11 protein-coding genes are annotated in these 13,497 nt (G+C 69.8%); 6 read left to right on the top strand and 5 right to left on the bottom strand.

All coding sequences use genetic code 11. The features are described from left to right. Positions 1 to 342: 342 nt before the first annotated feature. Both ENC19_RS20825 and ENC19_RS20820 read left to right on the top strand, forming a co-directional pair. A complete protein-coding gene (locus tag ENC19_RS20825; protein WP_164448790.1) occupies positions 343 to 1,134 on the top strand; it encodes a deoxyribonuclease IV in 792 nt (263 codons plus the stop codon). Continuing rightward, positions 1,131 to 3,473, top strand: coding sequence for a collagen-like domain-containing protein (locus tag ENC19_RS20820; protein ID WP_164448789.1), 2,343 nt, complete (start codon positions 1,131 to 1,133; stop codon positions 3,471 to 3,473). Before ENC19_RS20825 ends, ENC19_RS20820 begins: the two co-directional genes overlap by 4 nt. A 12-nt stretch (positions 3,474 to 3,485) precedes the next feature. Here the strand turns inward: ENC19_RS20820 and ENC19_RS20815 are convergent, their stop codons facing one another. After that, a complete protein-coding gene (locus ENC19_RS20815; protein WP_164448788.1) occupies positions 3,486 to 5,018 on the bottom strand; it encodes a glycosyltransferase family 87 protein in 1,533 nt (510 codons plus the stop codon). 212 nt (positions 5,019 to 5,230) lie between these two features. Continuing rightward, complete coding sequence (locus ENC19_RS20810; RefSeq protein ID WP_164448787.1) at positions 5,231 to 5,746, bottom strand: hypothetical protein; 516 nt, start codon at positions 5,744 to 5,746, stop codon at positions 5,231 to 5,233. 227 nt (positions 5,747 to 5,973) lie between these two features. Between ENC19_RS20810 and ENC19_RS20805 the strand changes: the two genes are divergently transcribed. Beyond that, positions 5,974 to 6,528, top strand: coding sequence for a DUF2690 domain-containing protein (locus tag ENC19_RS20805; protein WP_208020963.1), 555 nt, complete (start codon positions 5,974 to 5,976; stop codon positions 6,526 to 6,528). Between the two features lie 122 nt (positions 6,529 to 6,650). Here ENC19_RS20805 and ENC19_RS20800 read toward each other — a convergent pair whose 3' ends face one another. Both ENC19_RS20800 and ENC19_RS20795 read right to left on the bottom strand, forming a co-directional pair. Then, positions 6,651 to 9,575 (bottom strand): transglycosylase domain-containing protein, encoded by a 2,925-nt coding sequence (locus ENC19_RS20800; protein WP_164448786.1) that lies wholly within the window; start codon positions 9,573 to 9,575, stop codon positions 6,651 to 6,653. 196 nt (positions 9,576 to 9,771) lie between these two features. Then, on the bottom strand, positions 9,772 to 10,233 hold the full coding sequence (locus tag ENC19_RS20795; protein ID WP_164448785.1) for a DUF5318 domain-containing protein: 462 nt from the start codon (positions 10,231 to 10,233) through the stop codon (positions 9,772 to 9,774). A gap of 174 nt (positions 10,234 to 10,407) precedes the next feature. Here ENC19_RS20795 and ENC19_RS20790 point away from each other — a divergent pair, with 174 nt between their 5' ends. The 3 genes from ENC19_RS20790 (at position 10,408) to ENC19_RS20780 (ending at position 12,947) form a co-directional block, all read left to right on the top strand. Beyond that, a complete protein-coding gene (locus ENC19_RS20790) occupies positions 10,408 to 11,046 on the top strand; it encodes a PadR family transcriptional regulator (RefSeq protein ID WP_093409356.1) in 639 nt (212 codons plus the stop codon). A 23-nt stretch (positions 11,047 to 11,069) separates the two neighbouring features. Continuing rightward, the gene (locus ENC19_RS20785) at positions 11,070 to 12,149 is read left to right on the top strand and encodes an inositol-3-phosphate synthase (protein ID WP_093409473.1); all 1,080 of its coding nucleotides are present in this window, start codon (positions 11,070 to 11,072) and stop codon (positions 12,147 to 12,149) included. Between the two features lie 132 nt (positions 12,150 to 12,281). Continuing rightward, positions 12,282 to 12,947, top strand: a complete 666-nt coding sequence (locus ENC19_RS20780) for a hypothetical protein (protein ID WP_164448784.1) — start codon at positions 12,282 to 12,284, stop codon at positions 12,945 to 12,947. Here the strand turns inward: ENC19_RS20780 and ENC19_RS20775 are convergent, their stop codons facing one another. Further along, positions 12,948 to 13,427, bottom strand: coding sequence for a methylated-DNA--[protein]-cysteine S-methyltransferase (locus tag ENC19_RS20775; RefSeq protein ID WP_164448783.1), 480 nt, complete (start codon positions 13,425 to 13,427; stop codon positions 12,948 to 12,950). It lies immediately after the preceding gene. Positions 13,428 to 13,497: the final 70 nt, after the last annotated feature.

Genomic DNA, 13,497 nt, shown 5'->3' with positions numbered 1-13,497 from the left:
GGTCCGCGCCGACGTCACTGTCGGCGCGGACCCCCGGCCACGGGGCCGCGGGGCGCCTGGTCCGCATTCCTTGGGTGGGACCTGGGGAGGAACGACCACACCGATGAGGTTGGACCGGAGACGCCCCGCGGAGCTTTATCACGTTGTTACCTGACGTTATCGCGGAAGCCGGTGCTTCACGGGGCAAATCCCGGAATTACCGACAATTTCCCTGTCGAAGCTCCGGCCGGGTCGCCGTGACCGGAGGATCCATTGGCATCAACGACTACCGTCGGTGCCGGTGACGCGGCCGGACAGCGGGCATCGCCCCGGCCGTCCGAGGCGGGACGTAGGCTCGCCTGCATGCGTATCGGAGCCCACGTCGATCCGACCGACCCGCTGGCGGAGGCGACCGCCCGAGCGGCAGACGCCGTGCAGTTCTTTCTCTCCGACCCCCAGGGCTGGAAAGCACCGCAGCCCCGCGCCGACGCGGCGGCGCTGAGCGGTGCCGACGTCGACGTCTACGTGCACGCGCCGTACGTCATCAACGTCGCCACCGGCAACAACCGAATCCGGATCCCCAGTCGCAAACTGCTGCTCGCGCATGCCAAGGCGGCCTCGGCCATCGGCGCCAAAGGCCTGATCGTGCACGGCGGGCACGTGAACGCCGGTGACGACCCGGCGACCGGGTTCGACAACTGGCGCAAGGCCCTTAGGTACGCGGCCGAGGCGGGCGGCTTCGGGATCCCGGTGCTGATCGAGAACACCGCCGGTGGTGAGAACGCGTGTGCGCGGCGGCTGGACGCACTCGCCCGACTCTGGGACACCATCGGTGACCAGGAGGTCGGCTTCTGCCTGGACACCTGCCACGCCCATGCCGGCGGGGAGGAACTGCTCGGTCTTGTCGATCGGGTGAAGGCGATCACCGGTCGGATCGACCTGGTGCACGCCAACAACTCGAAGGACGGGTTCGGGTCGGGGCGGGATCGCCACGACAACCTGTCCAGCGGGACCATCGACCCGGATCTCCTGGTCGCGGTGATCCGCGCGGCAGGTGCGCCGGTCATCGTCGAGACACCCGGCGGGGTCGACGGGCAGGGCAGCGACATCGCCTTCCTGCGCGGGCAACTCGACGGGAAGACCGGAGCACGATGACCACGGACCAGTCCGCCTCCGGTGGCCCCAGGCCGACCTCGCGCGACGCTCGGGCCACCAATGGCCCGGCGCCCGGCGGCACCGACAGGCAGTACCGGCGCGACCCGGGCGACAAGGTCCGCGCGAGCGCCTTCGACGAGACTGACCAGGGCAGGGCCACCGGAAGCGGTCCGGTCGACGCGGATCGCACGGCGCGGAAGCGCACCAGCGCCGACGATGCTCCGGGCAAGAGGGCGGGAACCTCAGCGGACACGGCCGCCGGCAGGACCGCTGCTGGCAAGAAGGCCAGCACGGGCAACGGCACCGACCGGGACAAGGCCGCCACCGGGACGGCCCCGGGAGCCGGGAAGAAGGACGAGGCCGGGAAGAAGGACGAGGCCGGGAAGAAGGACGAGGCCGGGAAGAAGGACGAGGCCGGGAAGAAGGACGAGGCCGGGAAGAAGGACGAGGGCGGCAAGACGGCGGGCGGCGACGGGGCCGGCGCGGACGGCGGCGGCATGTCCGACGGCAAGCCAGCCGAGGGTGGGAGCAAGCCCGACGGCACCCCGGCGGAGGGCGAGAGCAAGCCGGACCCGTGGGCCGCTTTCGGGCCCGCCCCCGAACCGGTGCCCACCTGGTACGGGCGGCTGGGCCGGCGGGTCGGCCGGCTGCTGATCCACGAGTGGACGCTGGCCGCCGTCGCGTCACTGGCGCTGGCCGTGCTGATGACCTGGCCGACGCTGCGCTACCCGGCACACACGCTTCCGCAGGACTACTGGGATCCAAGCCTCCAGGCCTGGCAGATGGCCTGGTCCGGGCACATCCTGCTGACCGAACCGGCCCAGCTCTGGCACGCCAACGCGTTCTTCCCCGAGCGATGGAGCTTCGCCTTCTCCGACACCCTGCTCGGATACGCGCCGGCCGGCATGATCGGCAGTGGCCCCGAGGCCGCCCTCGTTCGCTACAACATCATGTTCGTGCTGGCGCACGCCCTCGCCACCTTCGGCGCGTACGTGCTGGCCCGGCAGCTCGGCGCGAGCCGGACGGGTGCCGCGGTGGCCGGTGCCGCCTACACCTACGCGCCGTGGCTGCTGGCGCAGGCCGGCCACCTGCACGTGGTCTCCAACGGCGGTATTCCGCTGGCGCTGGCCATGCTGGCCCGGGGGCACGGCTGGTCGTTGCGGCACGGCTACCGACCGGAACGCCGGCACGAGGGCTGGGTGTACGCCGGCTGGCTGGTGGCCGCCTGGCAGCTCAGTCTCGGATTCGGGATCGGCCTGCCGTTCGCGTACGTGCTCGCCGGCATCGTCCTGGTGGCCGCCGTCGTCTGGTACGCGAAACGGATCTTCTGGCGGCTCAAGCGCCCCTTCGGCCAGCGGTTGTTCGTCGCCGACCTGATCGGCGGGCTGATCTTCGCCGGGGTGGGCGTCCTGATGGCCATCCCGTACTTCACCGTCACGCAGCTGCACCCGAACGCGGAGCGGACGATCGACGACATCGCCGTCTTCTCACCGCCCGCGACCGGTTTCGTCACCGCCCCGGCCGAGTCCCTCCTCTGGGGTGGGCTGCACGAAGGTGCACGCTCGCTGCTGCCGTGGCATCCGGAGATGACGCTGCTGCCCGGCTTCGTGCTGTACGCGCTCGCCCTCGGCGGGCTGTTCTTCTCCGTCTGGAAGGTCCGTCAACGGCTCCTGCTGCTCGCCGGCGTGCTGGTCGCGATGGCCCTGTCGATGGGCACCGAGCTGTTCGGCGGTCGCTTCACCTACGTGCCACTCTTCGACCACCTGCCCGGCTGGAGCGGCATCCGGACCCCGGGCCGGTTGATGCTGTGGGCCACGTTGCTGCTCGGGCTGCTCGCGGCGGGTGCGGTGAGCGCGTTCGCCGTGCGGGTCCGGGAGATCTACGCCGAGCGGATTCCCTCCTGGCCGAGCCCCTGGCTGCGTCTGGCGACCCTGGTGCCGCTGCTGCTGGTGATCGCCGAGGGCACCAACACCACACCTCATCCGGTGGTGCCGGCGCAGCCGGCGGCGATGCGTTCGGTTGACGGCCCACTGCTCGTCCTGCCCAGCGGGCAGAACCACGACCAGCCGGTGATGCTGTGGTCGACCACCCGGTTCCAGGACATCGTCAACGGGGGCAGCGGTTTCACCCCACGCCAACTGGACGACGTACGCCGGGTCACCATGACCTTCCCCGACCAGACCAGCGTCGACTACCTGCGCACGCTGGGCGTGCACAACGTCCTGGTGCTGCGTGACAAGATCGCCGGCACCCCGTGGGAGGTGAGCGTCGACGCACCGGTCGACGGGCTGGGCATCACCCGTGAGGAGATCGGCGACGTCGTCGTCTTCCGTCTCTGAGCGCGGGTCGGCTCACGTGGTGCTGGCCGCCGGCGTCGGGGTCTGCTCGTCGGTCGACCGGCGGCTTCGCCATCGGTCCAGCCAGGAGGCGTCGGGGGTGCCGTCGAGCAGGCCGCCGTCCGGGTCGTCGGCATAGGTACGGCGTACCGCGTCCTGCTCCGGGTGGAGGATCTCGCGGACGACCAGGACGACCAGGGCGACCACGGCGGCCAGGCGCAGGCTCGCGGCGAACACGAAGACGCCCTCCGGGAAGACCGGCGTGCCGGTCGACGCGCCGAGCAGTTGGCCGTAGAAGGCGATGAAGTAGCAGACCTCGGCGGCCTGCCAGACGAGGAACGCTCCCCACCTGGGCCGGGCGAGCACCACAAGCGGCAGCAGCCAGAGCACGAACTGCTGCGACCAGACCTTGCTGAAGATCAGGAAGGCGGCGACCACCAGGAAGGCGAGTTGGGCGAGTCGGGGGCGGCGCGGTGCCAGCAGCGCCAGCGCACCGATGCCGAGGCAGGCCAGCCCGAACAGGGCGTACGACAGGTAGTTGAGCGTCGGGATGTTGGCGTCGAGCCACTGGAAGGGCCCGACGCTGGCCGGGTCGCCGAACTTCCCGTCCAGGTAGCGACCGATGTACCAGAACGTGCCCCAGTCGATCGGACGGGTGGTGTTCAGCTCGAAGAATCGGTCCCAGTTGTCCCGGTACGGAATCGCCGCCGGCAGGTTCACCAGCACCACCGTCGCCGCCGCCGTGCCGATGGACAGCAGCGCGGCCCGGATCCGGTTGGCACGTAACGCGAGCACCAGGATGGGTCCGAGGATGAACAACGGCCACATCTTCGCCGCACCACCGAGCCCGAGCAACACTCCGGAGAGCGCCACCAGGGGCGTACCCTTCGGGACCGGTCCGGAGCGTGCCCAGGCCAACAGGCCCAACGCGGCGAGCCCGATGGCCAGGAGATCCCAGTTGACGGTGGCGGTGAGCAGCAGCGCCGGAGCGAGCGCGAAGAGCGCGGCGTCCCACGGGCGCCGACGGCGCAGCGCCAGGATCACCGCCACGGTGACCACCGCCAGCGCACCGAGCACGAGTGCGTTGAGGTTGTAGAACCACTGACCCTGGTTCATGTCGGGGTTGCCGTCGCCGGCCGAGTGGACCGGCAACCCGAGCGCCCCCATGAAGTACCCGGTCAGCACCGGATACTCCACCGGGTGATCCCGGTAGGGCACCGCCCCCTCGTTGAGTCGCTCGGCGTAGTAGAGCGCCAGCACGTCGGTGTAGCAGAAGCGCGTGTACTGCTCGTTGTTCACCCACGCGCCGTCCTGGCAGGGTGACTTCTGCACCCAGTGCAGGGCCAGCGTGAGGCAGGTCAGCGCCAGGACGATCCGTACCGCCGTCCAGAACCGGTTCTCCGCGCCGACGGGCCGGTCACGGGCGACCGCGTGGTCACCGAGCGGACCGCCGATCAGCCCGGAAAGCCCCCGGACGAAGCCGTCGGAGCGGGACGGGTGATCGGGGGCATCCGATCCATCGATGCCTGGCGTCGACTTCGTGCTCATGACCGTGCATCCTGCCGTATCCGGTGACCGCGTTGAAGCCGAAACCGCCGCGAATCCCCGAGGCGCTGCCGCCGGTGTGTGGGCACCTCCGCCACCTGGCAACCGACACCCGGCGCTCGCGGTCTGCGGCATGTCGCGGTGTCCCTGACGCCGGAAGCCCCGACATGCCGCATCTGAGGAGCCGGCGGCCGTCCGCGACCAGGTACGGAGGCTCAGAGCACGAGGAACAGGACCGCCGGGGTGGCGAGCAGGGCGGCAAGTGCGCCGCGGACCGCTCGGGACACCCCGGGAAGACAGGCCAGCGCGACGGCCGTGTAGCAGGCTCCCCAGGCCAAGGCGCAGATCGCGACCGGTGTCGCGTCCGACGAGCCGGCGACCTTCTGGTAGAGGCCCTCGACGTAGGCTCCGGCAGTCAGCCCCGCGATCGTCACCGTTGGCGCCACCCAGGCCGGACCGGTGAGCGCCAGTACCACCCAGCTCACCACCAACAGCACCGGAAGACCGACCAGCCAAGCGAGCAAGGTCAGAGCGATCATGTCCTCGGCCGGTCGATCGGACTCGGTGAGTGCCCGCCAGGTCGCCCCGATCACGGTGCCGATCACCGCGCCGAGCAGCGCCGCGATCGCGACCCGCCAGAACGAGGAGGCGGGCAGTCTGTTGTCGACACGTTTCGGCCCCTGCGTCGAAGCGCGCGGCGACTCGGATGGTCCCGGCGGTTGCTCGACCACGTCCCTCTCCTTCCGGACGGCCGGCGTCCCCGCGCGTGGGCGGGGACGCCGGTTGGCGCTACGGGCGCCGGTCAGCTCCAGCGGTAACCGAGTGCGCTGAGACGATCGGAGACCGCCCCCACCGTATGCCCGGACATTGGGGTGCGGCGATGGTGATCCGACGATGACGCCTCAGTGGGCGGCACCGGAATCATCGACGGCAACCCATCTGAGTTGGAGGGACTGCCTTGTTCAGAAGAAGAAGCGCCCGGCTGGCCGCCGTGCTGGCACTCTGCTTCACCGCCAGCCTGGCCGCTCCGCAGGCGGCCGCCGCCGCGCCGACAGCCCCTGCCGGGGCGGAAACCACAGCCGCGGAGACCACCACCCTCAAGGCCGAGGATCTCGACCCGGCGAAGGCCACGATGATCCCGGAAGTCGAGCTGTTGGCTACCGGCTGCGGTGCGACCTGCGACGGCAAGAACCCCGCGACGTTCAGGATCTACCACAGTGGGTGTTCGACCTGTTACCACTACTGCTCGGACGACGCGCGCACGGTCGCGTCGAACAACGACGGGATCAGCCTGGAGTTGCGCTACAGCCCCCGGTGCCGGACCGCGTGGGCGCGGGTGGGTAACGACTTCTACTACCCGACGGTACGCAGCTACTACCTCGACGGGCGGGTCCGCACCTCGTACAGCGGCTTCGCCGGCGCCTACTACACCAATATGGTGAACGACGCCAACCTGCTCGCTCGGGCGGAAGCCAGCGCCGGTCCCACCACCTGGTGGACGAGCAAGTACTGACCAGACGGGTCGCCAGAGCGACGCCGCGCAGGAGGACAGCGTACCGGGGCATCATCGTCCCCTCCCTACAGCGCCGCGGGCGGCCGGAGTAATTCTCCAACCGCCCGCGGCGTCAGCGGGAGCTACTCCCGACTCGTCGTTCTGGGTGGTAGCAGGCCGCCGCCTCCACCGCCCGGGCCACCCGGCCCCTGATCATCACGATCGGGTGGGGTGATCGGATTGTTTCCACCGTTGTTGCCGCCGTTGTTCCCACCGTTGTTGCCGCCACCGAGTTGGCAGAGAAGGTCGATGGGGTTGCAGTCTTGCTGGTTACCGCCACCCGGCGGAGGAGGAGGCGGCGGCGGTTCCTCACCGTTGCCGGCGTCCTCGTCGCCAAGTCCGGTCACGTCCGGCAGGTCGGACGGGTCGTAACCCTTCAGCGCCTCTTCCATGAACTGCTTCCACAACTGCGCCGGCAGGGTGCCACCGCCGATGTTGCTACCGCCCCGGTCGACGATGGCCCGCTTCTTCGTGTCGTGGCTACCGATCCAGACCGCGGTGGCGACGTTCTTGTCGTAGCCGACCATCCAGGCGTCCTGGTTCTTGTCGGTGTTGTTGAGCTCCCAGGTGCCGGTCTTGCCGGCGACCTGCCGGTTACCCAGGCTGGCGTTGTTTTTGCCCGGGATCTCCTTGAGCACCGCGGTCACCTCGTCGGCCACCTCCGGCTTGATCACCTGCTTGGGCGCGAGCTTCTCGCCCGTGCCGCGCACCTTGTCCCACTTGCCGGTTGCCTTGTTCTGCTTCTCCACCATCCGGACGAAGTGCGCCTTGTTGTACTTGCCACTGTTGGCGAGGGTCGCCAGGCCGTTGGCGTGGTCAAGCACGGTGATCGGGTACTGGCCGTAGGCAGCCACCCGGTCGAAGTACTTCGGCGCGAGCTCGCTCGGCTTGTTCTTGATGAGGTCGTGCGCCCGCTGCTTGTCGTCCCACATGGTGCGGATGCCGGCCCGACGGGCCATGTCGATGACCTTGTCCGTGCCAATCTGCTCCGCGATGTGGAAGAACGGCACGTTGTACGACAGCACGGTCGTCTGCTGCAGGGTGCAGGACTTGTTGCAGCTCTGCCGCACGTCCCGGTTGGCGTTCACGATCGGCTTCTCGAAGCCCTCCGGCTTGAACGGGGTGGCGTCCCAGCGGGACTTGACCGAGATGCCGGCGTCGATGGCCGCAGCGAGTGTGTAGACCTTGAACGACGATCCCGGCGGATGACCACCGACGAGCTTGCCGTTCTGGTCGGTGTTGAGACCCGCGTAGTCGAAGTTGGCGCCACTGTTACCGCCGTAGTAGGCCAGCACGCGGCCGGTCTTCACCTCGACCGACACCACCGCCGGCATCAGGTTGTCCGGCTGGTTCGCCAGGAACGTGCCCTTGCGACCGACCTGGGCGATCGACTCCAGCGCCTTCTGGATCTTCGGGTCGATGGTGGTCGTGATCCGGTAGCCGCCCTCACGCAGCTCGTCGACGCAGCTGGGCTTGCCCTCGGCACCGTAGTTGGTGCACAGGCCCCACTCCTCCATCTCCTGCCGCACGTAGTTGATCACGTTGCCGCGGGGGGAGGCGACACCGAAGCCGTTGCTCTCCTTCGGCTTCTGGACCTTCGGGTACTCGGTCGGTCGCTCCTTCTTGCCCGGGGCGTTCAGCCAGCCCTCCTCGACCATCCCGTTGAGGACGTACTCCCACCGGGACTTCGCGTCGACCTCGTTGGTCGCCGGGTCGAAACCCTTGTGGGTGGCGCTGGCGACGGGCTGCTTGATCAGCGCGGCGAGCACCGCGCCCTGGGCCACGGTCAGCTTCTTGGCGCTGGTGTTGAAGTACGTCTGGGCCGCCGCCTCGATGCCGTACGCACCACGACCGAAGTAGATCACGTTGAGGTAGTTCTCCATGATCTCGTCTTTGGTGTAGTTGTCGTTCAGCTTGGAGGCGAGTATCGCCTCCTTCACCTTCCGCGCGTAGCTGTCGTCCTGGAGGTTCTCGTAGGCGTTGCGGGCGTACTGCTGGGTGATGGTCGACGCGCCCTGCTTGTCGCCGCCGGAGAGGTTGTTCCAAGCGGCCCGGGCGATGCCCTTGTAGTCGACGCCCGAGTGCCGGTAGAAGTTGCGGTCCTCGGCGGCGGCCACGGCGTCGCGCACATGCTGCGGGATGCTGTCGATGGTCACGAAGGTGCGGTTCTCGTTGCCGAGCTTGGCGACCACCGTCTTGCCGTCCTTGGCGTAGACGGTGGTGGACAGCGGCAGCGGGATCTCCTTGGGCAGCACCACGTTGGTCGAGTAGTAGGTGAACCCGACCACGCCGATGCCGGCCAGCATGATGAACACCGCGAAGCCGGCGATCAGCATGTTCATCCGCTTGCGCTTGCGGGCCCGAGCCACCGCACCCGGGTCACGCCCGCCGCGACCGGGCCCCGTCGGTCCGCCCGGTCCACCGGGGCCACCCGGTCCGCCAGGGCCGCCGACGCTTGCCCGGGCCACCGCGGCCCGACCACCGACGCCATTCACGGAGGCCGACCCGACGCTCGCCCGACCGGCTGATGCCGCACCGACAGCGGCGGCGCCGACCGAGGCACGACCAGGACCGGCCGGGGACACCGGCACCGAGGCACGGCCGGCGCGGCCCGGTGCGGGCGAGACCGGCACCGAGGCACGGCCGGGGCCAGCCGGCGACACCGGCACCGAGGCACGGCCGGGGCCAGCCGGCGACACCGGCACCGAGGCACGGCCGGGGACGGCTGGCGAGCCCGGCACGGAGGCGCGGCCAGGACCGGCCCGGCCGACCGGTGCCGCGCCGGCGGAACCGCCCCGCGGCGGAACGCTCGCCGAGCCACCGACCGAGGCACGGCCGCCGACCGAGGCACGGGCCGACGGGCCGGAGGTCTCCGGCCCGGTCGACCAGTTGACTCCGCGCGGTTCACCACCCGGGCGGCGGTACGCGTCGTCCGCCTGCCCCGGGTCGTCCTGGCCTGGAGTCCAGGCCCGGCCGCGCGAGGAGCTGGGATCGCCGTACGAGTTCATTCCTCACACCCTGCCGTCGCGGTGGGGCGCGGTCGCACCGCCACCGGTTTGCCGTGAGTTTTGACACCTGCGAGCACGGCACGGGGGTGCCGTCGTTCCGGCGTCAGATCCGCATCAATCGGACCATTCAGACCTACAAGCCGTCGGTCGCCCCAGCCGCGTCGCACGCGACCGGGGCTGGCCGATCGAGCTCGAATCACCGTTGCGCCTCTCGCCTTCGCCGGACACCCGTTCCGTCCGCGGTCATGCCGCTCGCCTCACCGTGCTCCGGGTCGCCGTCGGCGACGCCGGTCAGACCGTCCCGCCCGAGCAGGTACTGCTCGACGAGATGGTTCCAGTCACAGCCGAGGCACACCTCCACCACGAAGACCTGGAACTCACGCAGCGTCATCGCCAGCACGGTCAGCTCAGCCACATTACGGGCTTGGCCGGCCGATTGCTTGAGTTCGTCCCCGTAAATGTAGTGGACCAGGGTCAGGTTCTCGCTGCGGCAGATCGGACACCGCTCGTCGGTGGACTCGCCGTGGAACCGAGCCGCGTTCTTCAGGTAGGGCGACGCGTCGCACAGGTCATAGGTGCCGACGCGGCCGGCGAGGAGCTCACGCAGCGCCGCTCGCTTTCGGAGCGAGTAGTCGACGACCTGGCGCTGCGTACGCATGCGGCAAAGGGTACGCGGTCTCATCTGACGAGGCGACCACCGTGACGATCCGTGACCGGAGGACATCGGAACGGGGGTTTGCCCAGACTGGAACGAGACGCTACGGTGCGATGTATCGCTCCGATACATCGTGGCGGTTAGCGCTTCACGCACAGGGTAAAGGGAGGGTGGCCGGTGCTCGAACTCGCCATCCTCGGCCTGTTGCAGGAGGCCCCGATGCACGGCTACGAGCTGCGCAAGGAGCTCACCGCCAAGCTCGGGGCGATCCGCGCCGCCATCAGTTACGGCTCGCTCTATCCGACCCTGCGCCGGCTGCAGGCGGCGGGATGGATCACCGAGGCCGACGAGACACCCGCCACCGCCGAGGAGGTTCCCGCGCTGACCAGCCGACGAGGTCGGGTGGTCTACGAAATCACCGCGGAAGGCAAGGAACGCTTCGCCCAGCTCATCGCACAGACCGGGCCGGAAACCTACGGCGACACCGGCTTCGGTGTGCACTTCGCGTTCTTTTCCCGAACCGACCAGGCGACCCGACTTCGAATCCTGGAAGGTCGCCGCCGCACGATCGAGGAACGTCGCGAGGGCCTTCGCGACATGCTGGGCCGCGCGGCCGAGCGCCTCGACGCGTACACCCTGGAGCTGCAGCGCCACGGCCTGGAGGCCTGTGAGCGTGAGGTCCGCTGGCTGGAGGAGCTCATCGCCAACGAGCGCTCCGGCCGTGCCCCGACGGTCCCGCACGACGGGACGGCCGGCGGCCCACGACAAGACAACAGCCCGCCTCCGCCTGGTGAGACCAGGACAGAGCGGCCGTGACAAAGAAGAAGGAGGCACACGCGATGGGCTCCGTCCGCGTCGCCATCGTCGGTGTGGGTAACTGCGCCTCGTCCCTGGTACAGGGCGTCGAGTACTACCGGAATGCCGACCCCAACGACCGCGTCCCGGGTCTCATGCACGTCACCTTCGGCGACTACCACGTCTCTGACGTGCAGTTCGTCGCGGCGTTCGATGTCGACGCCAAGAAGGTGGGCATGGACCTCGCGGAGGCGATCGTCGCCAGCGAGAACAACACCATCAAGCTGTGCGACGTGCCGCCGACCGGCGTCACCGTGCAGCGCGGCCCGACCTTCGACGGCCTCGGCCAGTACTACCGCGAGATCGTCGAGGAGTCGGACGCCACGCCGGTCGACGTGGCCAAGGCGCTGCGTGACGCGCAGGTCGACGTGGTCGTCTCGTACCTGCCGGTCGGCTCGGAGCAGGCCGACAAGTTCTACGCCCAGGCCGCGATCGACGCCGGCTGCGCCTTCGTCAACGCCCTGCCGGTCTTCATCGCCTCCGACCCCGAGTGGGCGCAGAAGTTCACCGACGCGGGCCTGCCGATCGTCGGCGACGACATCAAGAGCCAGGTCGGCGCCACCATCGTGCACCGCGCCCTGGCGAAGCTGTTCGAGGACCGGGGTGTCGAGCTGCTGCGCACGTACCAGCTCAACTTCGGCGGCAACATGGACTTCATGAACATGCTGGAGCGCAACCGCCTGGTCTCGAAGAAGATCTCGAAGACCCAGTCGGTGACCTCCCAGGTGCCGCACGAGATGGCCAAGAGCGACGTGCACATCGGCCCGTCCGACCACGTGCCGTGGCTGGACGACCGCAAGTGGGCGTACATCCGCCTGGAGGGCCGCTCGTTCGGTGACACGCCGCTCAACGCCGAGCTGAAGCTCGAGGTGTGGGACTCGCCGAACTCGGCCGGTGTCATCATCGACGCCGTCCGGGCCGCGAAGATCGCGCTGGACCGGAAGATCGGCGGCCCGATCCTGTCGGCCTCGTCGTACTTCATGAAGTCCCCGCCCGTGCAGTACGCCGACCACGACGCGCACGCCGCCGTCGAGGCGTTCATCGCCGGCGAGGTCGAGCGCTGACGCGCCGACCACCAGCAGCACCGGCTAGGGCCGGGTCCGTGCGGGCCCGGCCCTCGCCGTCGCCGGGCGTACGAGCTGCCACGCCACGCGCACGGACCGCGCGGTCGAGGGTGGAACGCTAGGCTGAGCGCTGTGCCGTTCACCGACGCCACGCACGCCGCCAGGTCGGGACGCCGGATCGCCGCCGCGCTCGCGGGCGTGTTGCTGACCACCAGCCTGTACGCCTGCGCCGTCCCGGGCAGTCGTCCGGCGGTCGATTCGGGCAGCGACGTCGTGCCGCCCGACCCCCTGCCGTCGGTGGCCGAGGCAAGCTGTACCGCCGCAGCGGCCACACCGCCGCAGGTTGCGACGAAAACCGCGATCCCGTTCGGCGCGTCGACGGCACCGACACCGCTGGGCACCGGACATCCGATGGCCGACGAGCGGGCACGCGAGGAGATGCTCCGCCGTCAGCAGGCCGCCAACGACGCCTTCCGGCAGCGCGGCACGCTCGAACCCGCGACGGCTGCCGGTGCCAGGGCCTGTGCCGCCGAGGTGCTCAAGGGCCTGAATCTGCTGACCGCCGGCGGCCGGGACGCACCCGACGAGGAGGCCGTGGAGCGGGTGGTGACCGCCACCGGCCTCACCGACGTCACCGTGCGCCCACCCGGACGCCTCGACCTCGGCCCCGGCGACGGGCTGATCTTCGCGGGGTGGACCGGCCGGGCGTGTGTCTTCGGCAGCGTCCGCCAGCACGACGTCACGGTGGAGATCGGCACTCGGATCGCCGACGGCGGTTGCCTGCCCGCGCCGAGCTGATCAGGACCAGGCGCGCTGCAGGGCCACCCGGGCCTCCAGCTCCAGGAGTTTGACCTTGCGGTCCAGGCCACCACCGAAGCCGACCAGCTTTCCGCCCGCGCCGATGATGCGGTGACACGGCACGATCACCGGGATCGGGTTGCGGTTGCAGGCCACTCCGACCGCTCGGGCGGCTCCGGGATCACCGACCCGCCGGGCCACCTCGCCGTAGGTGAGGGTTTCGCCGTACGGGATGAGGGTCATCTCCCGCCACACCGCCCGCTCGAAATCGGAGCCGCGCGGCACGCTCACCGGCACCCCGAAGTCGGTCAGCTCCCCGGCGAAATACGCGCGCAGTTCCGCCACCGCCCGCCGGGAGGTCTCGTCGGCCGGCTCGGTCGTCCCGTTGCGCACCGGGCCGAAGTGCGCCCCGCAGACACTGTCTCCCTCGGTGGCCACGGAGAACTCCCCGATCGGCGAGTCGAGCACCGTCCAACGCATCTCGCCATTGTCCACTGCTGCACACGGGCCGCAAAGGCCGGCGCCCGCCGGAGCGTCCCGGAATCCGGGT

Source organism: Verrucosispora sioxanthis, from assembly GCF_010560025.1.
GTDB classification, from domain to species: Bacteria; Actinomycetota; Actinomycetes; order Mycobacteriales; family Micromonosporaceae; genus Micromonospora; species Micromonospora palythoicola.
Note: the sequence above shows the minus strand (reverse complement) of the source record. Positions and strands in the feature narration are given on the sequence as shown.

What these genes read in the sequence shown, in the direction of transcription:
- ENC19_RS20825 (WP_164448790.1), top strand. Translation starts at nt 343, where the DNA reads ATGCGTATCGGAGCCCACGTCGATCCGACCGACCCGCTGGCGGAGGCG.
- ENC19_RS20820 (WP_164448789.1), top strand. Translation starts at nt 1,131, where the DNA reads ATGACCACGGACCAGTCCGCCTCCGGTGGCCCCAGGCCGACCTCGCGC.
- ENC19_RS20815 (WP_164448788.1), bottom strand. Translation starts at nt 5,018, where the DNA reads ATGAGCACGAAGTCGACGCCAGGCATCGATGGATCGGATGCCCCCGAT.
- ENC19_RS20800 (WP_164448786.1), bottom strand. Translation starts at nt 9,575, where the DNA reads ATGAACTCGTACGGCGATCCCAGCTCCTCGCGCGGCCGGGCCTGGACT.
- ENC19_RS20795 (WP_164448785.1), bottom strand. Translation starts at nt 10,233, where the DNA reads ATGCGTACGCAGCGCCAGGTCGTCGACTACTCGCTCCGAAAGCGAGCG.
- ENC19_RS20785 (WP_093409473.1), top strand. Translation starts at nt 11,070, where the DNA reads ATGGGCTCCGTCCGCGTCGCCATCGTCGGTGTGGGTAACTGCGCCTCG.
- ENC19_RS20775 (WP_164448783.1), bottom strand. Translation starts at nt 13,427, where the DNA reads ATGCGTTGGACGGTGCTCGACTCGCCGATCGGGGAGTTCTCCGTGGCC.